This window comes from Symbiobacterium thermophilum IAM 14863 (genome assembly GCF_000009905.1).
GTDB lineage: Bacteria > Bacillota > Sulfobacillia > Symbiobacteriales > Symbiobacteriaceae > Symbiobacterium > Symbiobacterium thermophilum.
The window spans coordinates 2,986,004-3,006,851 of record NC_006177.1 but is presented as its reverse complement, the minus strand read 5'-3'; the positions used below and the strand labels follow the sequence as shown (position 1 = coordinate 3,006,851).

The 20,848-nt window shown below is 66.8% G+C and carries 23 protein-coding genes; 20 read left to right on the top strand and 3 right to left on the bottom strand.

Features of this window, described 5'->3' with window-relative positions:
- Window positions 1-19: 19 nt before the first annotated feature.
- Window positions 20-1,321, bottom strand: a complete 1,302-nt coding sequence (locus STH_RS13875; RefSeq protein ID WP_011196909.1) for a glutamate-1-semialdehyde 2,1-aminomutase — start codon at window positions 1,319-1,321, stop codon at window positions 20-22.
- A gap of 99 nt (window positions 1,322-1,420) precedes the next feature.
- On the opposite strand from STH_RS13875, the gene STH_RS18560 reads away from it, so the two are divergent.
- Window positions 1,421-1,804, top strand: a complete 384-nt coding sequence (locus tag STH_RS18560) for a hypothetical protein (RefSeq protein ID WP_011196908.1) — start codon at window positions 1,421-1,423, stop codon at window positions 1,802-1,804.
- A 21-nt stretch (window positions 1,805-1,825) separates the two neighbouring features.
- On the opposite strand, the gene STH_RS13865 is transcribed toward STH_RS18560, so the two are convergent.
- Entirely contained in the window at window positions 1,826-2,551 is a 726-nt protein-coding gene (locus STH_RS13865; protein WP_043714190.1) for a HEAT repeat domain-containing protein, read from the bottom strand.
- A 150-nt stretch (window positions 2,552-2,701) separates the two neighbouring features.
- On the opposite strand from STH_RS13865, the gene nth reads away from it, so the two are divergent.
- From nth to STH_RS17535, 7 genes are all read left to right on the top strand, one after another.
- Entirely contained in the window at window positions 2,702-3,409 is a 708-nt protein-coding gene (gene nth, locus STH_RS13860) for an endonuclease III (RefSeq protein ID WP_011196906.1), read from the top strand.
- A gap of 152 nt (window positions 3,410-3,561) precedes the next feature.
- Window positions 3,562-4,578: an alpha/beta fold hydrolase gene (locus STH_RS13855; protein ID WP_043714188.1), complete on the top strand. Its 1,017-nt coding sequence runs from the start codon at window positions 3,562-3,564 to the stop codon at window positions 4,576-4,578.
- Between the two features lie 74 nt (window positions 4,579-4,652).
- The gene (locus STH_RS19865; RefSeq protein WP_148205598.1) at window positions 4,653-4,784 is read left to right on the top strand and encodes a redoxin domain-containing protein; all 132 of its coding nucleotides are present in this window, start codon (window positions 4,653-4,655) and stop codon (window positions 4,782-4,784) included.
- 9 nt (window positions 4,785-4,793) lie between these two features.
- Window positions 4,794-5,096, top strand: a complete 303-nt coding sequence (locus STH_RS19530) for a redoxin domain-containing protein (RefSeq protein WP_083766130.1) — start codon at window positions 4,794-4,796, stop codon at window positions 5,094-5,096.
- A gap of 13 nt (window positions 5,097-5,109) precedes the next feature.
- Window positions 5,110-5,559, top strand: a complete 450-nt coding sequence (locus tag STH_RS13845; RefSeq protein WP_011196902.1) for a YaaR family protein — start codon at window positions 5,110-5,112, stop codon at window positions 5,557-5,559.
- 144 nt (window positions 5,560-5,703) lie between these two features.
- Complete coding sequence (locus STH_RS13840; protein WP_011196901.1) at window positions 5,704-6,984, top strand: homocysteine synthase; 1,281 nt, start codon at window positions 5,704-5,706, stop codon at window positions 6,982-6,984.
- A gap of 174 nt (window positions 6,985-7,158) precedes the next feature.
- Window positions 7,159-7,839 carry a helix-turn-helix domain-containing protein gene (locus tag STH_RS17535; RefSeq protein ID WP_050742301.1) on the top strand — a complete coding sequence of 227 codons (681 nt, stop codon included), beginning with the start codon at window positions 7,159-7,161 and terminating at the stop codon, window positions 7,837-7,839.
- 282 nt (window positions 7,840-8,121) lie between these two features.
- Here STH_RS17535 and STH_RS13830 read toward each other — a convergent pair whose 3' ends face one another.
- A complete protein-coding gene (locus STH_RS13830; RefSeq protein ID WP_148205597.1) occupies window positions 8,122-8,877 on the bottom strand; it encodes a tetratricopeptide repeat protein in 756 nt (251 codons plus the stop codon).
- 384 nt (window positions 8,878-9,261) lie between these two features.
- Here STH_RS13830 and STH_RS13825 point away from each other — a divergent pair, with 384 nt between their 5' ends.
- The 12 genes from STH_RS13825 (at window position 9,262) to STH_RS13770 (ending at window position 20,786) form a co-directional block, all read left to right on the top strand.
- Entirely contained in the window at window positions 9,262-9,972 is a 711-nt protein-coding gene (locus tag STH_RS13825) for an HAD family hydrolase (RefSeq protein WP_011196897.1), read from the top strand.
- A gap of 251 nt (window positions 9,973-10,223) precedes the next feature.
- Window positions 10,224-10,715 carry an NADH-quinone oxidoreductase subunit B gene (locus STH_RS13820; protein WP_375221288.1) on the top strand — a complete coding sequence of 164 codons (492 nt, stop codon included), beginning with the start codon at window positions 10,224-10,226 and terminating at the stop codon, window positions 10,713-10,715.
- A 93-nt stretch (window positions 10,716-10,808) separates the two neighbouring features.
- On the top strand, window positions 10,809-11,168 hold the full coding sequence (locus STH_RS13815; protein ID WP_011196895.1) for an NADH-quinone oxidoreductase subunit A: 360 nt from the start codon (window positions 10,809-10,811) through the stop codon (window positions 11,166-11,168).
- Window positions 11,169-11,234: 66 nt separating this feature from the next.
- Entirely contained in the window at window positions 11,235-11,705 is a 471-nt protein-coding gene (locus STH_RS13810; RefSeq protein WP_011196894.1) for an NADH-quinone oxidoreductase subunit C, read from the top strand.
- Window positions 11,706-11,718: 13 nt separating this feature from the next.
- Complete coding sequence (locus STH_RS13805) at window positions 11,719-12,873, top strand: NADH-quinone oxidoreductase subunit D (protein WP_011196893.1); 1,155 nt, start codon at window positions 11,719-11,721, stop codon at window positions 12,871-12,873.
- A gap of 2 nt (window positions 12,874-12,875) precedes the next feature.
- On the top strand, window positions 12,876-14,057 hold the full coding sequence (nuoH, locus tag STH_RS13800) for an NADH-quinone oxidoreductase subunit NuoH (RefSeq protein ID WP_083766218.1): 1,182 nt from the start codon (window positions 12,876-12,878) through the stop codon (window positions 14,055-14,057).
- A 17-nt stretch (window positions 14,058-14,074) separates the two neighbouring features.
- Window positions 14,075-14,797, top strand: a complete 723-nt coding sequence (locus tag STH_RS17530; protein ID WP_011196891.1) for a NuoI/complex I 23 kDa subunit family protein — start codon at window positions 14,075-14,077, stop codon at window positions 14,795-14,797.
- Window positions 14,794-15,324 carry an NADH-quinone oxidoreductase subunit J family protein gene (locus tag STH_RS13790; protein WP_011196890.1) on the top strand — a complete coding sequence of 177 codons (531 nt, stop codon included), beginning with the start codon at window positions 14,794-14,796 and terminating at the stop codon, window positions 15,322-15,324. The genes STH_RS17530 and STH_RS13790 overlap by 4 nt, the downstream gene beginning before the upstream one ends.
- Complete coding sequence (nuoK, locus tag STH_RS13785; RefSeq protein ID WP_011196889.1) at window positions 15,324-15,647, top strand: NADH-quinone oxidoreductase subunit NuoK; 324 nt, start codon at window positions 15,324-15,326, stop codon at window positions 15,645-15,647. Before STH_RS13790 ends, nuoK begins: the two co-directional genes overlap by 1 nt.
- A gap of 13 nt (window positions 15,648-15,660) precedes the next feature.
- Window positions 15,661-17,718, top strand: coding sequence for an NADH-quinone oxidoreductase subunit L (gene nuoL, locus STH_RS13780; RefSeq protein ID WP_011196888.1), 2,058 nt, complete (start codon window positions 15,661-15,663; stop codon window positions 17,716-17,718).
- 13 nt (window positions 17,719-17,731) lie between these two features.
- Window positions 17,732-19,258, top strand: coding sequence for a complex I subunit 4 family protein (locus STH_RS13775; protein ID WP_011196887.1), 1,527 nt, complete (start codon window positions 17,732-17,734; stop codon window positions 19,256-19,258).
- Window position 19,259: 1 nt separating this feature from the next.
- On the top strand, window positions 19,260-20,786 hold the full coding sequence (locus STH_RS13770; protein WP_011196886.1) for an NADH-quinone oxidoreductase subunit N: 1,527 nt from the start codon (window positions 19,260-19,262) through the stop codon (window positions 20,784-20,786).
- Window positions 20,787-20,848 lie beyond the last annotated feature (62 nt).

The following is a 20,848-nucleotide window of genomic DNA, read 5'->3' as shown; positions in this document are numbered from 1 at the left end:
TCCCTCCGTCCGTATGTGCCTACTGTCCCGCCATCTGCGCGAAGACCTCGTCGGCGATCTGCAGCGTCTCCTCCAGGTCGGCCCGGGTGTGCTGCACGGTGAGCATCCATGCCTCGAAGCGGCTGGGGGCCAGCGCGATGCCCCGGTCCAGCAGCCCCCGGAACATGGCGGCGAACTTGGCGGGGTCCGACCGCTGGGCCGTCCTGTAGTCGACCACGGGCTCGTCGCAGAAAAACAGGGTGAACATCGAGCCCGCGCGGCCCAGCTGCACCGTGTGACCGTGGCTGCGGGCGGACCGCACCAGCCCGTCGGCCAGGTAGGCGGCGTCGGCGTCCAGCCGCTCGTAGACTCCCGGGCGGGAGAGGATCTCCAAGCCGGTCAGCGCGACCTGCATGCAGAGCGGGTTTCCGGCCAGGGTGCCGGCCTGGTAGGCGGGCCCCAGGGGCGCGACCCAGTCCATGATCTCGGCCCGGCCCCCGTAGGCGGCCAGCGGCAGCCCGCCGCCGATGATCTTGCCCAGCGTCGTCAGGTCCGGCTCGATCCCCAGCAGGGTCTGCGCGCCGCCGTACGCCACCCGGAAGCCCGTGATGACCTCGTCGAAGATCAGCAGCGCTCCGTGCGCGTGGGCCAGCCGCTTGACCCCTTCCAGGTAGCCGGGCTTGGGCATGGCCACGCCGAAGTTGCCCACGATGGGCTCCACCAGGACGGCGGCCACCTGCGGGCCCCAGACGTCCAGCGCCTCGCCCAGGCTGTCCAGGTCGTTGTACGGCACGGTGATGACGTCCTGGGCGACCCCCTCGGTGACGCCGGCTGAATCGGGCGTTCCCAGCTGAGACGGGCCGGAGCCCGCGGCGATGAGGGCGAAGTCGGAGTGACCGTGGTAACAGCCCTCCATCTTGATGATCTTCGGCCGGCCGGTGAAGGCCCGGGCGACCCGCACCGCGGACATGACCGCCTCGGTACCCGTGGTGACGAAGCGGATCCGCTCCATGGACGGAAGCGCCTGGTGGATGCGCTCGGCCAACTCCACCTCCCACGGGTTGGGGGTGCCGTAGATCGTGCCGCCTTCCGCCGCGCGGGCGACGGCGGCGACGAGCTCCGGGTGGCCGTGGCCGAACATCCCGGCGCCGAACGCCCCGATGTAGTCGATGTACCGGTTGCCGTCCACGTCATAGAGGTAGGGACCCTGCCCGCGGGCCATGAAGACCGGAGCGCCGCCGCCCACGGACTTGAAGGAGCGGGCGGGCGAGTTGACGCCGCCGACGATGCGGGCCACGGCGCGCTCGTACAGGGCTGCGGATCGTTCATACCTGGCTGTCATGCGCACATCCTCCCGGATAGTGGCTTCCGCCGGCGGCGCGCCGCTGAGCGGGCCGCCGGCGACCAAAAGGTGTACAACTGATCGAGGGGGAATCCGTAGATGGCGTCCGTCTACGCGCTGGCCGCGGACCTGTTCTTCGCCGAACGGCTGGAGCGGGCCCTGCGTGACCTCGGACACAAGCCGGAGGTGCGGGACCTCAGCGCCGGCGGGTCCGGGCAGGCCCCCGGGAACGCGGCGATCACACAGGTCAGCCTGCCCGGGGGCGTCGACCTGGCCATCGTCGACCTGGAGGCCGGCGAGGCGGCCCTGGCGCTGGTCCGGGCCGCCCGGGAGCGGGGCATTCCGGTCCTGGCCTTCGGCGCACACGTGGACGTGGAGGCCCGCCGGGCCGCCGAGGGCCTGGGCGCCAGGGTGGTCACCAAGTCCCGGCTCACCCGGTCCTTCACAGACCTGGTGGCGGCCATGCTCGGCCCGTCTGTGTGACCCCGCCTGCCTGGGCCGCGGTCAGACGCCCCAGCGTGCCGCCACGGCGTCGGCGGCCCGGCGCACGAACTCGTCGGGATCCTGCCGCAGCCGGGCCACGGCCTGCCGGATCGCCGCATCCACATGGGGGAGCCGGTTCAGGGCCAGGACCGCGGCCCGGCGGACGTCCCGGTCGGGGTCAGCCAGCCGATCGGCCAGGTCCGCGGCGACATCGGCGTACTCCCCCATGGCGCCCAGGCAGTAGGCGGCCATCTTGCGGGCGTTGGGCACGGGTGCACGGAGCGTCCGCCTGACCATCGCCACGCACTCGGGGTGCGCACGGCCGAGGCCCAGCGCGAAGCCGGCTGCGGCCCAGCGCGTGTCCCGGTCCGGGGCGCCCATCGCCGCGGACAGGGCCTCGCCCACCTCGTCCGACCACAGGCCGAGGCGGGCCAGGACGAAGGCGGCCGTCCAGGCCTGCCGCCCGTCCGGCGGCTTCAGGGCCGCCCGGAGGGCCGGCACCACCGCTCCCGACTGGTACGCCAGGAACTCCAGGCAGTTGGCGCAGTGCACCTGCACCCCCTTCTCGGGGTCGCCCAGCCCCGCCACCATGGAGGGCAGCAGGGCGTCGATCACCGGGGTCCATTCCGTTTCGCCTTCGTCCAGCCGGGCGGACAGCAGCGCCTCCAGTTCGCGGGCTGCCTGCACCCGCCGCTCCCCGTCCGGCGAAGCCAGCCCGACCAGGATCTGTGCGAGCAGGGCCTCCATCGCCCGACCCCCTTTCAAGACATAGAGCGTACCCTTGTTTCGACGTCAGGCGGGCGTGCGGCGGAACGCGCCGCCCACCCGAAAAGCGGCAGCGGTTCTCCGCGGGATCCCCGCGGGTTCCGGCCGGCGAACCGAGACAGGAGTGACAGCATGGCACGCAAGTCCGTGGACACCGAGGCGATTCTGAGGAAATTGGAGGAGATGTACCCGGACGCCAAGTGCGCGCTCAACCACCGGAATGCGTTTGAACTGCTGGTGGCGACCGTCCTCTCGGCCCAGTGCACCGACGCCCGGGTCAACATCGTCACCGCCCGCATCTTCCCCCGCTACAACCGTCCCGAACACTTCGCGGCGCTGTCGGTGGACGAGATCGGCGAGATGATCCGCGACTGCGGGCTGTGGAAGAGCAAGGCGAAGAACATCCAGGGGCTCAGCCAGATGCTGCTGGAGAAGCACGGCGGCGAGGTGCCGTCGACGATGGAGGAGCTGATTCAGTTGCCCGGCGTCGGCCGGAAGACCGCCAACGTGGTGCTCTCCAACGCCTTCGGGATTCCGGCGATCGCGGTGGATACCCACGTGTTCCGCGTGGCCAACCGGCTGGGGCTGGCGGAGGCGAAGACGCCCGAGGAGACCGAGCGGCAGCTGATGGAGCGGATCCCTCGGGAGTACTGGTCGCAGGCGCACCACTGGCTGATCTACCACGGCCGCCAGGTGTGCCACGCCCGGAACCCGCAGTGCAGTCAGTGCCCGCTCCTGCCCCACTGCCGGTTCGGCCGGCAGGCCGGGAAGGGGTCGGTGCAGCGGGCGAGGGTCTCATCGGGTCGTGCGGCCCGGCGGGCGGGGGGACCGGCGCGGTAACCCCGGCAGCGGCCGCCGAAACGGCTGGAATCCAGCATTCCCCGCCGCAGGAAGACAGGAGATGCCGGTCTGGTTCGCCAAGTCCTGAAGACCGGCGCAGCGGGGCGCAGCGCGACGCGCCCTTCATGCGCGCTCAGGAGGCGACAACGCGCGTGACCAACACCAGACAGCTCTTCTCTACTGATCGGCTGCGGCTGGAGGTGGGGGAGACGATTTCGGCCACCGTGGGTTACGAGACCTACGGGCGGCTGAACGCCCGGCGGGACAACGCGGTGCTGCTCTGTCACCCGCTCGCGGCGGACTGCCACGCGGCCGCGGGCCCGGCTGACCCCCGACCGGGCTGGTGGGAGCCGCTGATCGGGCCCGGCCGGGCATTTGACACCGACCGTTACTTCGTGATCGCGGCCGACACCTTCTGCGGCTGGGGTACGGGGGAGGCGATCCCGCAGATCACGGTGCGCGACAACGTCCGGCTGCAGCGGCAACTGCTGAAGTCGCTGGGCATCGAGCGGCTGGCCTGCGTCGCGGGCCCCTCGACCGGGGGTTTCCAGGCCCTGGAGTGGGCCGTCACCTATCCGGACCGGGTGGACCAGGTCATCGCGGTGGCCAGCGGCCACCAGGCGAGTCCGCTCTTCGCCCTGGCGGTCTGCCAGGCCGCCATCGACGCCATCCGGACCGACCCGGCCGAAGGGCTGCTGTACGCCCTGCGGCTGTACCTGACGCTCTCGTCGTCCAACGACTGGCTCGACGCCGTGTGGGGGCGGCGCACGGCGCCGGCTTCGCCCCACCCCTGGACCGGGCCGGAGGGGCGGTATGCCTTCCAGGCGGAGGTAGAGGCGGAGGCGGAACGACTGGCGGCGCACCTGGACCCCGGCCGGTTCGCGGCCGCCGCCCGCATGGCTCTCCTGCACAACATCGCCCACGGAAACCGGGACCTGGACGTCGCGGCGCAGAAGATCGCCGCGGAGATCCTGCTGATCCCGGTCTCCAGCGACATCCTGTTCCCGCCGTCCGCCGGCCGGGAGTTCGCGGATCTGGTCCGGACCTACGGCGGCCGTGCGGAGGTGTGGGTCCTGGAGTCGCTGGCCGGTCACCGGGCGGCGCTTCTGGAAGCGCACCGCCTGGCGGAACCCATTTCCGCCTTCCTCGGCCATCCGGTGTGGCACTGATCGCCGCGGGGCTGGAGGAATCTGGCGGGCTGCGGCGAATAGCCGATCAAAAGGAAACGGGAGTGAAGGCGCCGATGGTTCAACCGGGCGAGGTGGCTCCGGATTTCACCCTCGAGTCCACGGAGGGGCCGTTCACGCTCTCCGCACTGCGGGGGCGGAAGCGGGCGCTGATCATCTTTTACCCGAAGGACAACACCCCGGGCTGAAACCGGCAGCTGGCGGCTGCGCGTGACGCGGCCGCGGCGTACGCCGCGCGGGATGTGCAGGTCGTGGCCGTCAATCCCGGCAGCCTGGCCTCGCACCAGCGGTGGGCGGAGAAGAACCGCTTCGGCTTCCCGATCTGCGCGGACGAGGGGAAGCACGTGGCGCGAGCGTACGGCGTGCTGAACGCGCTGGGGTTCATCGCCCGCACGGTGGTCCTGGTGGACCGCAACGGCATCGTGCGCTGGGTACAGCCGGGGATGCCCGCCACCGAGACGATTCTGGCAGCCGTGGACGCGCTCGGGGAGCAGGCGTGAAAGGGGGATGCCGATGGAACGGGTAAGGCTGATCACCGGCCTGACCCGCATCGCGACCACAGGCCACGGAGAGCGGGCCACGCCCGCAACCCGGGTGCCGTTTCGCGAACAGCTGGCGCGGTCGCACGCCATGCAGTTCAACGAGCGGATTGACCGCGCGCTGCAGGAGATCGACGAGCTGGGGCGCCGGCTGACGGAGTCGCTCAGCCAGCACGACCTGCAACTTTACCGGGAGGCCATCGGCCGGCTCTTCCGCGACCTGACCCACCACATGATGGAAGTCCGGCAGAACCTGGAGTGGGATTCCTACGCCTGGGAGCAGCGGACGATGGTCACCATCCAGCGGGTGGACCAGCGGCTGGAGGAGCTCGCCCGCATGGTGCTGGAGCAGGAGCAGGACCGGCTGGCGATCCTCGCCGCGGTGGACGAGATCCGCGGGCTGCTCCTGGACGTCCGGATGTGAGACCCTGGGCCCTTCCCCGAGCGGGAGGGGCCCTGGTTTTTTGTCCCCAACTGTATGCATATCGTAGTACAGTTGCTGGATCCGCCGGCAGGGCCGTGTTAGGATACAGTCACCTTCGAGTGCGAAGAGTGGGGAGTGGTGGCGTTGGCAGAACGGAAGTACCGGCTCGAGACACTGGCCATTCACGCGGGCCACGAGATCGATCCCACGGGGGCGCGGGCGGTCCCGCTGTACATGACCACCTCCTACGTGTTCCGGGACACGGCGCACGCGGCCCGGCTCTTCAGCCTGCAGGAGCCGGGCAACATCTACACCCGCATCATGAACCCGACCACGGACGTGTTCGAGAAGCGGATGGCCGCCCTGGAGGGGGGCGTGGGGGCCCTCGCCGTGGCCTCGGGGCAGAATGCGGAACTGTACGCCATCCTGAACCTGGCCCGGGCGGGCGACGAGATCGTCGCCGCCACGAGCCTGTACGGCGGCACGTATGCCCTGTTCGCCCACAACCTGCCCCGCCTGGGCATCACGGTGAAGTTCGTCGAGCCTTCCGACCCCGAAAACTTCCGTGCGGCCATCACGGACCGCACCCGGGCGCTTTACATTGAGACCATCGGCAATCCCCGGTGCGACGTGCCGGACATCGCGGCGATTGCCGCCGTCGCCCACGAGCACGGGCTGCCGCTCATCGTCGACAACACCTTCGCCTCGCCGTACCTCTGCCGTCCCATCGAGCACGGCGCCGACATCGTGATTCACTCGGCCACCAAGTTCATCGGCGGCCACGGCACCGCGATCGGCGGCGTGATCGTCGACGGCGGCCGGTTCGACTGGGGCGCCGGCAGGCATCCGCTCTACACGGAGCCCGATCCGGCCTATCACGGCCTGCGCTACGCCGACCTGGGCGAGCAGGCGTACATCCTGCGGGCCCGGGTGAGCCTTCTGCGCGACATGGGCGGCGCCCTCTCGCCTTTCAACGCGTTCCTGTTCCTGCAGGGGCTGGAGACGCTGCACCTGCGGATGGAGCGGCATTCGGCCAACGCCCTGGCCGTCGCCCGGTTCCTGGAGGCGCACCCCAAGGTGGAGTGGGTCACCTACCCCGGGTTGGAGTCGAGCCCGTATTACGGGAACGCCAAGCGGTACCTGCCCCGGGGGCAGGGGGCCATCCTCGCCTTCGGCATCCGCGGCGGGCTGGAGGCAGGGCGCCGCTTCATCGAGTCGCTCCGGCTGTTCTCCCACCTGGCCAACGTGGGCGATTCCAAGTCGCTGGCGATTCACCCTGCTTCAACCACCCACGAGCAGCTGTCCGACGAGGAGCGTCGGGCAGCAGGTGTCACGCCCGAGATGGTGCGGCTCTCGGTGGGCACCGAGCACATCGACGATATCATCGAGGACGTGGCCCAGGCCCTGGAGCGGGCGACGAACTGACGCGGCGGCAGCAGCGGGAGGGGCGTGCCGGTTCGACAGACGGTGCGTCCCTCCCGGTTATGTCGTTGAACGCGAAATAATCTGTCAACAGTTGACTCGCAGTCTCACGTGCTGTTAAAATGAAGGTCCCAAACTCTTGATGTGGGGAGCGTGTGTGGCGAAGGGGGGGCGACCATGCACAGTACCATGGGTGAAAGGCTGGCCTGGGCGCGGAACCAGCAGGGGTTGATCCTTCAGCAGGTTAGCGAGAAGAGCGGCCTCGCGGTCGGGTACATCTCGCAACTGGAGAAGGGGGCGAAGGTCAACCCGACCATCGATGCCCTGGGGCGCCTGGCCAAGGCGCTGGGCGTGAGCATCGCGTTCCTCCTGGGCGAGGTGCACGCGCCGCCTTATGACGACCGCGCCGCCCTGCTCATCGGTGGACAGGCCTGGACGGTGGGGCAGCGCTTTGCCCGCTACTACGAGCAACTGTCACCGGAGGAGCGGCGCAAGATCGAGCTGGAGACCGTCGAGCAGCGCTTCGCCCGGGTAGTCGACTTCCTGTGCCAGGAATTCCCCGAGACCTTCACACGTCCCGTGGTCGCGTACCAGCTCGGCCTTTCGGTGCGGGCGCTGAACGACATCATGGAGCGCAACTGCGAGGTCGGCCCGATGGTGCTGAGCCAGATGGTCTCCATCACGGGCATCCCGCTCTCTTTCTACGCCCGGGGCCGCATGGAGTCGGCGCCGGTGGACATAACCCCGGCCCAGATGATTCGATACGCCGAGGCGATCTCGATGGCGGCCGAGGCGCAGATCACGCCGGAGGAGCTCGTCCTGCTCATCCGGGGCGCGTCGCAGGCGCACAAAGGGTGAGGCCCGTCCTCCTGTGTGGAGGACAGGCCTCCGCCGACCTTGCATGAATGCAGCGCCTAAGTTGTTGTCCGTAAAGCTTAGAAAGAGGAAGGACCGCCGCTCCGCGGCTCGGCCAGGGCGGTCGCGGCCATGGCGAGCATGCTGGCCATGATGAACAGGCTGATGAGGATCCGGCGCATTCGATTCTCCCCTTTCCGTTGTTTGTCGATGAAGCAACCAGTCGGGCTCCCGGTACGCTGTACCGGGTCTCTTTTTGCATCCGCCCGAACCTCGAAGGCCGTGTCAGGGGCGGGCTTGGCCCCGCTCATATAGCTTTCGGCGCAGGGCCGCTGCCCGGTTCATCAGGGCCGACTGGCGGGACTCCAGGGCGTACTGCATCGCCAGGTTCGCGAAGAGCTGGGCCTCGTCGTACCGGCCCAGGGACAGGGCGTTCTCGCCGGCGATGACCGATGCGGTGGAGAGGACGTTTTCGTCCTGGCCGGGCAGGCCGGGGGCCATCGCCCGGGTGCAGAAGGCCATGGACTGGCGCAGGTCGCCAGTCCTCTGATGGTAATAAGCCCAGTCGGTGAGCAGGCTGGCGGCGACTTGGTCGTTCGGGTGCTCGCCCAGGAGATGCTCCAGCTGCTCCAGGTAAGGGAGCGCCTCGTCGGGTTGGTCGAGGGCCAGGTAGCAGTAGACCAGGCCGCGCAGCGCCTCCATGAGCAGCGGCCAGTGGCCGCAGCGCCGGAGCAGGTCCAGGGAGAGGTGGTGCGATCCGATCGCGTCCGCGTACTGCCGGCGGTAGCGGAAGAGCAGGGCCAACTTGTGGTGGGTACCGGCTTCCACCTCCATCAGATGCGGCGTGCGATGTAGATCATCGAGGCACTGAAATAGGTGGTCAAAGGCCTGGGGGTAGTCGCCGAGGGTCAGGTAGTACTCACCGAGGTCATAGCGGCATTTGTTGATGAGTTCCCAGTTGGTCGTGCGTTCCGCAACCGCCAACGCATATTCGCCCAGCTTGATCGCGGCGTAGACCTCCCGCCGGTAATAGCTGGCCATGGCGGTTCCCTTGTAGGCGTGGGCCAACTCTTCTGCCGTCAGTGTTCCTGCATGAATGAGCCGCTCTCCCTCTAGCTGCGCTTCGCGGTAGCGTTCCTCTTCGAGTAGGCGACGCAGGCGTGACAGCGGCAACGGCTTTCCCCCCTACGAAGATTTGCAGAAACATATGGTGATTCGCGCTAACCCTATGTTAGCTGCTCGGTGACCCTCGCGCAAGGGGATTCCGTGTCGAAGTGTGCAGAATCGTTCGACATTACTTCGACAATCGCCCTGCTGGCTCGCCTGCCCGGAGCCGTGAGCAGCGGTGAGCACCAAGCGCGAGCAGGAGTTGGCGGCGGAATGCCCAATACTCCAGGACGTAAACTTGTGGAACGAGGTGATCCGTTGGTCCGGACGATCCTGTTTGACCTGGACGGCACGCTTCTCCCCATCGACACCGACGCGTTCATCAGAGGCTACATGCAGGCGCTGGCCGAGTACGTCGGCCACATCATCCCTCCCGAGCAACTGGTGAAGGAGGTGTGGGCGGCCACCGGGGCGATGGTGCGCAACACCGACCCCACGCTCACCAACGCCCAGGTCTTCGCCCGGGCGTTCTTCCCCGCCGTGGGGCACGACGAGGCCGCGCTGATGCCGGTTTTCGAGGAGTTCTACCGCACCCGGTTCCCTGAGCTGCGCGCGGCCTGCCCGGGGCTGCCCGGGATGGCCCGGTCCGTGGTCGAGGCGGCGCTGGAAAAGGGGTACGAGATCGTCCTTGCCACCAACCCGCTCTTCCCCCGCCTCGCCATCGAGGAGCGCATGCGCTGGATCGAGGTGCACGACCTGCCGTGGCGGCTGGTGACGGCATACGAGGAGATGCACGCCTGCAAGCCGCAGCCCGAGTACTTCCTCGAGGTGCTGGAAAGAATCGGGCGCAGACCCGAGGAGTGCCTGATGGTGGGCAACGACGTGCAGGAGGACGGCGCGGCTGCCCGGGCAGGGATCGACGTCTTCTTCATCACGGACTTCCTCATCGACCGGGAGGGGCGGCCGCTTCCGCCGGGCCGGTCGGGCTCCCTGGCCGAGTTCCGCGAACGGCTGGTGACGGGGCTGTAGGGCAGCATGCCTGCGGTGCATCCGCCATATAACGCCTTTTCATCTTGAAGGGCGCGGGGCCGTAGCCCTTTGGCGCCCCGCCGTCGTTGACTCTTAAAGAAACATGACAGTATAATGGGCAGTAGTGTGTGACGGAAGGTGCATGGGGTCGCCTAGTACGAACTGACTCTTCCCAGAACAGGGGAGGTGACACCTTGAGCCAGGCGCGCCACGAGCTGGATTGGCTCAACGACGAGGTAGTCGTCTCGGAAATTGACGTCGTCAACGAGAACGTCATTGCCGGCAAACTGCCCGACGTCATCAAGAAGGTGTTGGGGTGGGGCTACGGCAACTCGACCTGGCCCCTGGGCTTCGGCATCGCGTGCTGCGCCATCGAGATGATGGCGGCCTGCAGTTCGAAGTACGATATCGCCCGCTTCGGCTCCGAGGCGATGCGCATGTCGCCGCGCCAGGCCGACGTGATGATCGTGGCCGGCACGGTGAACGAGAAGATGGCAGTCGTGGTTCGGCGGCTCTACGACCAGATGTCGGAGCCTAAATTTGTGATTGCCATGGGTGCGTGCGCATCCAACGGCGGCCCTTACTGGGACACGTACAACGTGGTCGATGGCGTTCACAAGGTCGTGCCGGTCGACGTGTACGTGCCGGGGTGCCCGCCCCGGCCTGAGGCATTGCTCCAGGGACTCATGGAGATCCAGGAGATGATCAAGACCGGCAAGCGCGGCCTGATCACGAAGGGTTAGCATCATCTGGGCAGGGCCGGTTGCCCTGCCCTTTGACCGGAGGCCGGGTCACTGCGGCCTCCGACGTCGCTCTCGGAAAGGGGATAATGCCCGGTGAGCTACTCTTACGTAGACCTGGTGGTGACGATCATCGTCGCCGTCGGTTTTGCCCTCATGAACTATGGACTCGTTGCGCTGTTTGCGCCCCGCAATCCCAACCAGGGTGAAAAGCTCGAGACCTACGAGTGCGGCGAGCTCCCCTTCGACGATGCACTGGTGAACTTCAACATCCGGTACTACGTGTTCGCACTCACCTTTTTTGTGTTTGATATGGAAGCGATCTTCCTGTACCCCTGGGCGGTCGTGTTCAACGTGCTCGGCGCCGGTGCCCTTATCGAGATGTTCCTCTTCCTCCTGGTTCTGGCGGTCGGGCTGTTTTACGCGTACAAGAAGGGCGTGCTGCACTGGGTCTGAGTCCCGGGCGCCATCTCGCTTTCGCCCAGCATTCGCCGCTTAGAGTACTCCAGGGGGTGAGTCCGCTTGGACTTCTTGAAGGAGCGTTTCCCGGACGCCCAGTTTGAGACCCACATCAACGGGGACACCGAGATCCTCGTGCCGGCCGACCGGTACGAGGAGGTCGTGCGCGCCTGCTATGAGGCGGGATTCACCTTTTGCAGCGTCGTCACCGCGATCGACTGGCAGGATCGCCTGACCCTGGTCACCAGCCTCGCCCGCATCAACCCGGACGAGGTGGGCGTGCGCAACATCCACATCAAGGTCGACCTGCCGCGGCAGGGCGCGCACATCCCGTCCATCGCCAACCTGTATCCCGGCGCCAACTGGCACGAGCGGGAGACCTACGACATGTACGGTATCCGGTTCGACGGACATCCGAATCATCGCCGCATCCTGCTGCCCGACAACTGGCAGGGTGGCCACCCGCTGCTGAAGGACTTCGCCGATCGGCGGCCCAAGCGCCCGCGGCTGGTGCGGCATCGCTTCGCCGAATAGCCGGTGCGGAGGTGTGAACGTGGAACGGACGCAAGAGCTACTGGTCAACATGGGCCCGCAGCACCCCTCCACCCACGGCGTGCTCCGCCTGATGATCAAACTGGACGGGGAACAGGTGACCTGGTGCGAGCCCGACATCGGCTACCTGCACCGCTGCTTCGAGAAGCTGGCGGAGCAGAAGACCTATCCTCAGGTGATTCCGTTCACCGACCGGACGGACTACCTGGCCGCCATGCTCAACGAGCTCTGCTACGTGGAGGCCGTGGAAAAGTTGTTCGGCGACGCCATCCAGGTGCCGGAGCGGGCGCAGTACATCCGGGTGATGCTGGCGGAGCTGCAGCGGATCACCTCGCACCTGCTCGCCCTGGGCTCGATGGCGATGGACCTGGGGGCGACGACGCCGTTCCTGTACTGCTGGCGTGACCGCGAGAAGCTGTACTCCCTCTTCGAGCGCATCACCGGCGGGCGCATGCTCTACAACTACCTGCGCATCGGCGGCGTGCGCAACGACCTGCCCGAGGGCATCCTCGGCACCCCGCAGGATGGCGAGGACAAGGCCGACAAGACCATCTGGGGCTTCATCAACTACTTTGACTCGTACGTCTACCCGGAGTGGAAGGCCCTGGTGACGGGCAACCGCATCTTCCAGTACCGCACGAAGAACATCGGCGTGCTCACGGCCGAGCAGGCCATTGCCTACTCGTGCTCGGGCGCGGTGCTGCGCGGCTCGGGTGTGAAGTGGGACCTGCGCAAGAACCTGCCCTACGCCATCTACGACCGGTTCGAGTTCGACATCCCCGTGGGCCAGAACGGCGACAGTTTTGACCGGTGGTGGGTCCGGCAGGAGGAGATGTACCAGTCCTCCCGCATCGTCAAGCAGTGCCTGGAGTGGCTGGCCGAGAACCCGGGCCCGGTCATGGCGCCGAAGATGCCGCGCGTCCTGAAGCCCCCGAAGGGCGAGGTCTACCACCGCATCGAGGGCGCCCGGGGCGAGGTCGCCTGCTACGTGGTCTCCGACGGTTCCACCAACCCGTACAAGGTCAAGTGGCGCTCGCCGGCGTTCACCCACCTGCAGCTGATGCCGCTCCTGTGCCCGGGCCATAAGATCGCCGACATCATCGCAATCCTGGGCTCCATCGACGTCGTGCTCGGGGAGGTGGACCGGTAGTGATGGAGTGGTGGAACAGCCTCTCGCCCACCGTGCAGGTCTGGCTCGGCGGGGTCCTGAAGGCGAGCCTGATCCTGGTCTGGGGGCTGATCAACTTCTACCTCTGCCTCATGCTGGAGCGGAAGCTGTCGGCGTGGATGCAGAACCGAGTCGGCCCCTGGCGGGTCGGCCTGTGGGGCTGGATTCAGCCCGTCGCCGACCTGATCAAGCTGTGGGTGAAGGAGTACATCCGGCCGAACAACGTCGACAAGTGGCTGTACCTCATCGCCCCCTTCATCGGCTTCGTCTCGGCTAACCTCGTCTGGCTCATTGTTCCCTTTGGCGACAAGTTGATCGCCACCGACTTCGAAATCGGCATCATCTTCATCGCCGCGGTCATGGGATACGACGTGATCGCCACGTTCATGGCCGGTTGGGGCTCCAACAACAAGTACTCCATGCTGGGCGCGATGCGCGGTGCGGCGCAGCTGATCTCCTACGAGGTCACCATGGTGATGGCGGTCATCGGCGTGGTGATGATGGCCGGGTCGCTCAGGCTGTCGGACATCGTGCTGGCGCAGCAGCAGCGGGGCTTCCTCGGCTGGTTCCTGTTCCCGCAGATCATCGGGTTCATCGTCTACCTGATCGCCTCGCTGGCGGAGCTGAACCGCGCCCCCTTCGACCTCGCGGAGGCCGAGCAGGAGCTGGTGGCAGGCCACCACACCGAGTACTCGGGCTTCCGCTGGGCGATGTTCATGCTGGCGGAGTACATCCACCTGGCGGCCTGGTCCGCCATCGCCGCCACCCTCTTCCTGGGCGGGTGGAGCGGCCCGACCCTGGGCCAGGTGGCGGCAGGGCTCGGCAACGTGCTCAACGGCTTCGGCGCGTTCACGAACCCCGTGGGCACGGCCGTGCTCAACTGGGGCCTGGCGATCTCGGGCTCCACGATCCTGAACTGGGTCGCCGGCGTGTTCTGGCTGGTCCTGAAGACGTACTTCTTCGTCTTCCTGGCGATGTGGATCCGCTGGACCCTGCCGCGGGTGCGCATCGACCAGCTGATGGACCTGGGCTGGAAGTTCCTCCTGCCGGTCTCCATGTTCAACATCTTCCTGACGGGAACCCTCCGGTACCTCGCCGTCGCGTTCGACGGGGTGCCGATCTCCATCGGATCCTTCACGCTGCGGCTCCTGGGCTGGTGGCTCTAAGGGAGGTGTGAACCTGCATGGGCGTTACCAACTTCTTCGGGGAGGCATGGCGCACCGGGAAGTCCATCGTCACCGGACTCGGCATCACGTTCCGGGAGATGATGTTCCGGCCGGCCATCACCGTGTTCTACCCCGAGCAGCGTGACGACGTGCCCCCCTGGTTCCGGGGCATCCCGGTCCTGAAGACCGACCTGCGCACCGGCGAGTACAAGTGCACGTCCTGCATGCAGTGCGCGCAGGCCTGTCCGGTGAACGTCATCACGATCGAGTGGCACCAGGACCCGGAGACCAAGAAGAAGGTCTGTGACCGGTTCGCCATCGACATGTCCCGGTGCATGCTCTGCAACTTCTGCGTCGAGGCGTGCCCCTTCGACTCCCTGGTCATGGGTTACGACTACGAGCTCTGCAAGGTGAACCCGGAGAACCTGGTCTTCGAGTTCGAGGACCTGCTCAGGCTCGGGCTGAAGTACTCGAAGGCCGAGGAGCCCGGCCCCAAGGCCACCCGCTCGTCCACGCCGCCCTGGGTCTTCCACGGGCTGACCAACGCCACGGAGGACGACATTCAGGACATCCACGGGTACCTGGGGCGTCCGCCCCTGCCCAAGGGATACGAGCCTGAGCTGAAGCCGCAGTTCCGGAAGCCGGCCGAGGAGGCCGCGGAGGCGCAGCAGGCGGAGGCCGCGGGCCAGCCGGCAGCGGAGCCGGGCAAGACCAACGGGGAGGAGGCCGGGCAGCCGTGACAACAGACCTGCTCATGAGCGGCCAGTTCTGGACCTTCATCATCCTCGCGGTGGTCACCCTGGTGTCGACCTACCGCATGGTCACCACGCCGCTCATCACCCACGCCGCTCTGTTCATGGCGCTCTCGTTCACAGCCGTGGCCGGCATCTTCCTGCTCATGCAGGCGGAGTTCATCGCGGCCATCCAGGTGCTTGTCTACGCCGGCGCCATCACCACGATGGTGATCTTCGCCATCATGCTCTCCGGGCTGCGGGATATCAAGCGGCAGCAGCAGGAGCGGGTGAAGCTGTGGCGCTCCAACCCGGCCGTCCTGGTGGTCGGCGCCGTGTTCGCCGCCTTCATGCTGTACCTGTACTCCACCGCCAACCTGCCGGCCGGCGGCGGTGAGCGGCAGGTGGTTCCGGTGAGCGCGATCGGGTCGCAGCTGTTCACCACCTACGTGATCCCGTTTGAGGTCGCCTCGATCCTGCTCCTGGTGGCCATGATCGGCGCCATCATCCTGACGGCGAAGGAGGCGGAGTCGTAGTGGAACTGCCGATTTACTATCCACTCGGTCTCGGCGCTCTCCTGTTCGGGTTGGGGCTCTGGGGCGCCCTCACCCAGAAGAACGCCGTCCGGATCCTGATGTTCATCGAGATCATGCTCAACGGGGTCAACCTGAACCTCATCACGTTCAGCCGGTATTACTGGCAGACCAGCCCCGAGATGGCAGCCCGCGCACCGATCCTCACGCTGTTCGTGATGACCGTGGCGGCTGCGGAGGCGTCGGTCGGCCTCGCCATCATCCTCGCCATGGTGCGCAACCGCGGCGTGGTCGAGGTCGACAAGGCCACACTGCTGAAGGGTTAGGAGGGTTGACAGCGTGGACTTCTTCCTGAACACAGCCTGGGTCATCGCTGCGCTCCCCCTGGCCGTCTCCGCACTGATCGCCATGTTCGCCGGCGTCCTGCGGGACCGGGCGTGGATCCCCGGGACCGTCGGTATGCTGATCACGTTCCTGTGGTCGGTGGGCGTGCTCGCAGCGGTGATCGCCGATCCGGGGCACGGCGGCGAGGTGCTGTACAACACCGTGCCCGCCTGGAAGGCCTCGTTCGACTGGGCCAGCTTCGGGCCCTACACGGTGCGCATGGGGTTCCAGGTGGACAACCTGACGGCCCTCATGCTGCCGATGATCACCCTGGTCTCCGTCTGCGTCCAGTACTACTCCTCCGCCTACATGCACGGCGACAAGCGGATTCCCCGCTTCTACGCGGCGCTGAACCTGTTCACGATGGCCATGCTGGTGCTGGTCATGGCCGACAACCTCTTTCTGCTGCTGGTGGCGTGGGAGATCATGGGCCTCTGCTCTTACCTGCTGATCGGTCACTGGTATGAGCAGGCCTGGCCCCGCTACGGCCAGATCAAGGCCTTCCTCACCACCCGCGTCGGCGACATCGGCATGATGGTCGGCATCTTCATCGTCTTCTTTGCCGCCCGCGACCTGACCTGGGCGGGCCTGGCGGAGAAGGTGCCGGTTCTGGTGCAGGATCCGGCGACGGCCAGCCTCCTGGCCCTGGGCGCCTTCCTGCTGTTCACCGGCGCGATCGGCAAGTCGGCGCAGTTCCCGCTGCACACCTGGCTGCCGGACGCGATGGCCGGCCCGACGCCGGGCTCCGCCATCATCCACGCCGCGACGATGGTCGCCGCCGGCGTGTACCTGGTGGGCCGCGCCTTCATGATCTTCGGGCACGTGCCTGCCTGGGTGCTGGTGGTGGTCACCTTCGTCGGCGCCTTCACGTCGCTGTTCGCCGCCTCCATCGCCACGCTCCGCTGGGACATCAAGGAGGTCCTCGCCTACTCCACCATCTCCCAGCTGGGCTACATGATTATGGCCATGGGCCTGGGCGGCTGGACGGCGGGCAACTTCCACCTGCTCACCCACGCCTTCTTCAAGGCGCTGCTGTTCCTGGCGGCAGGCTCGGTCATCCACGCCCATCACCACAACCAGCTGCTGCACAAGATGGGCGGCCTGCGCAAGAAGATCCCGATCACCTTCTGGACCTGGATGGTCGGCTACGCGGCCCTGGCGGGTATCCCCGGCTTCTCGGGCTTCTTCTCCAAGGACGAGCTGCTGCTCGCGGCCCTGGAATGGCACAACCCGCTGGTGGCCACCTGGCCGATCTGGCTGCAGAAGCTGCCGTTCGCCATGGCCCTGACGACGGCGTTCCTCACGGCGTACTACATGACCCGGGCCACCTACCTGGCGTTCTTCGGCGAGCCGCGGGACATGCACCTGTATGAGCAGGCCCACGAGTCGCCGAAGGCGATGACGATCCCGCTGATCATCCTGGCCGTTCCGGCGGCGCTCTATGGCTGGCTGGGCACCCCGCTGTTCAACCACTTCACGAACCTCGACTGGATGGTCTTCATCCAGAACTTCCTGCACCTGCCCGGCCTGGAGCACCATGTCGAGTTCAGCACGGAGCTGATGGTAACTGGAATGGCCACGGCGGCAGGGCTCCTGGGCATCTTCCTGGGCTGGTACCTGTACGCGGTGGTCCGCCCGGAGACCCGGGCCGCGTGGATTGCCCGGTTCCGGCCGGTTTACACGCTCGTCCGGAACAAGTATTATGTCGATGAGTTCTATGATCTCGTCGCCGTCAAGACCACGGAGGCGCTCTCCCGGGCGGTCGCCTGGTTCGACCTCAACGTGGTGGATGGCCTCGTGAATCTGTCGGGAACCCTGTCGGTGTACGCATCGGAGGCTGCAGCCTGGTTCGACAAGCATGTCGTGGACGCGCTGGTCAACATGTGGGCCGACATCGCCCGCGCCTTGGGCGCCGCCTTCCGCCGGCTCTCCACCGGGTACGTGCAGCAGTACATGTTCACCTTCCTGGTGATGCTGGTGGCCAGTGTGGTCCTCGTCCAGGTGATTAGATAGGAGGCTGTCGGGGATGCTGTCGCTAATCATCTTTGTACCCCTGGTCTTCGCCCTCGTGATGCTGTTCTTTGTGCCGAAGACCCAGGAGCGGCTCCTGTACTGGCTCGCGGGGATCGGTACCCTCATCCCGTTCGCGCTGGCCCTGGTGCTGGCCGCTCAGTGGCCGACCGCAGAGGTCTCCACGGCCCCCTACGCCCAGGGCATGCGGTTCGTGACCCACGTCCCGTGGATCCAGGCCATCGGCGTGCACTACACGCTGGGCGTGGACGGCTTCGCCTTCACGATGCTGCTGCTCTCGACGCTGCTGTTCCCTCTCGCCGTGCTGGCCTCCTACGGGTACATCAAGGACCGGGTGAAGGACTACCTCGTCCTGCTGCTCATCCTGGCCACCGGCACCAACGGCGTGTTCGCCACCCTGGACTTCATGCTCTTCTACGTGTTCTGGGAGATCGTGCTGCTGCCGATGTACTTCCTGATCGGCATCTGGGGCGGCGAGCGGCGCGAGTACGCGGCCATCAAGTTCTTCCTCTACACCCTGATCGGTTCGACCGTCATGCTGGTCGGCGCCATCTACCTCTACGTCGCCACCGGCGTCGGCACGTTCAACCTGCTGCAGATGGCGGCGGCCTCTTCCAAGCTGCCCATCACCGGCCTCACCACCTTCGCCTTCTTCGCCCTGCTGGTGGGCTTCGCGGTGAAGGTGCCCATGTTCCCGTTCCACACCTGGTTGCCTGACGCCCACGTCGAAGCGCCCACGCCCATCTCGATGCTGCTGGCCGGCATCCTGCTGAAGCTGGGCTCCTACGCCATGGTGCGCATCAGCCATCCGATGCTGCCGCAGCTGGCGACCAAGTACGCGGACCTGCTGTTCGTCTTCGGCGTGGTCGGCATCCTCTACGCAGCCCTGGCGGCGATGGCGCAGAAGGATTTCAAGAAGCAGGTCGCCTACTCGTCGGTCAACCACATGGGCTTCTTCATCATGGCCCTGGCGGCCGCGAGCAAGCTGGCGCCCACCAGCCCTGAGCTGGCGCAGGTGGCGCTGCAGGGCGGCTACTTCGTGACCATCGCCCACGGACTGATCTCGCCCCTGTTCTTCTTCGCCGTCGGCATGTTCTACGAGCGCACGCACACCCGTGACCTGCGGAAGCTGGGCGGCATGTTCCTGACGATCCCGGTCGTCTCCTTCGCCACGGCCTTTGTCGCCTTCGCCAACCTGGGCCTGCCCGGCCTGGCCGGTTTCATCGGCGAGTTCATCTCGCTCACCGGCTCCTACCCGGCGTTCGGGCTCTGGGTGCTGGTGGCCGGTCTCGGCATGGTGATCACCGCCGCCTGGCACCTGCTCACCATGCGGAACGTGCTGCTGGGCGAGGCCAAGCCCGAGTACCAGGGGCTGGCGGACATCACCCTGAAGGAGAAGATCATCTTCGCCCCGCTGGCCGTGCTGATCGTGTTCTTCGGCGTATATCCCCGGCCGGTCATGGCTCTTTTGCAGAGCTCTGTTGAAGTGCTGACGCAGGTGATGGGGCTGGGAGGGATGTAGGTTGCCGGGAGTCGTCAGTTGGAGCCAACTGGTCAACCCCAGTTACGTGGCCATTCTGCCGCACCTGATCGTCACGGCAACCCTCCTGGTCGTCATCGTCCTGGATGCCTACTTCAAGGAGAAGCGGAGCCTGGTCTGGGTGACGCTGGGCGGCGTGGTTCTGGCGATGCTGTCCATTTGGTACACCGCCAGCGACCCGCAGATCCAGGCGGGCATTGCCGCAGGACGGCCGCCGGAGTTCTGGGGCGGCATGATCATCGCCGACGGGTTCACCTTCTTCATGAACGGCGTGCTGCTCGGCATCGCCGCCCTGGTGATCCTGCTGTCGGCGGACTACGTGGGCAAGTTCCTGCGCGGGGCGCACATGGAGTTCTATGAGATCATCCTGGCGGTGACGCTGGGCATGATGTTCATGGTGTCCTCCCGCGATCTGCTCACCATCTACATCGGCCTGGAGCTCACGTCCATCTCCTCGTACGTGCTGGCGGGCATCCTGCGCAAGGATGCCAAGTCCAACGAGGCCGCCCTGAAGTACTTCCTCACCGGCGCCACCGCCTCGGCCGTCCTGCTCTTCGGCCTGTCGCTGATCTACGGCGTGACCGGTAGCACGCGGCTGCCCGAGGTCGCGGCGGCCCTCGCCGGAGGCAGCCACGTGGTGGCCGCGGCCGGCCCGGCTCTGACGCCCCTTCTGGTGGCAGGGATGGCCTTCCTGATGGTGGGCTTCGGCTTCAAGGTGGCGGCGGTGCCGGTGCACCAGTGGGCCCCGGACGTCTACGAGGGCGCGCCCACGCCGGTTACGGCGTTCTTCTCCGCCGGCCCCAAGGGGGCAGCCATGGCGGCCATCCTCCGGGTCTTCGTCGGCGGGCTGGGCGTGGCGCCGTTCACCGACAAGTGGGCCCTCATCTGGGCCCTGGCCGCGGCGGCCTCGATGACCGTGGGCAACCTGGTGGCCCTGCAGCAGACCAACATCAAGCGCATGATGGCGTACTCCTCCATCGCTCAGGCCGGGTACATCCTGGTGGGCGTGGCGGCCTCGGGGCTGCAGTCCGTCGAGGGGATCTCGTCGGTGCTCTTCTACGTGATGGCCTACGCCGTGACCAACCTCGGCATCTTCGCCGTCCTCACCCACATGGACCAGGAGGGCGGCTGGGTGGAGGTGGACAACTACGCGGGGCTGGCCAAGCGGAACCCGCTGTACGCCTGGGCGCTGCTGCTGTTCTTCGTCTCCCTGATCGGCATCCCGCCGACGGTGGGCTTCCTGGGCAAGTTCTTCCTGTTCCGGGCGGCCGCCGCATCCGGATATCTCTGGCTGGCGGTGCTCATGGCGGTCAACTCCGTCATCTCCGTGGGCTACTACTACCGGGTGGTCAAGGTCATGTTCCTGGACCAGTCCGACTACCCGGCGCTCACGCCCAGCACGGGCATCTCCGCCACCGTTCTGCTGTCCCTGCTGGGGGTTGTGGCGCTGACCATCTTCGCCAACCCGTTCGTGCAGTGGACGGCGCAGTCCGCGGCGCTGCTGCATTAGACCGAAAGCGCAGAAGAAGGGCCGGGAGCGGCAGGCTCCCGGCCCTGATCATTTATGGAAAC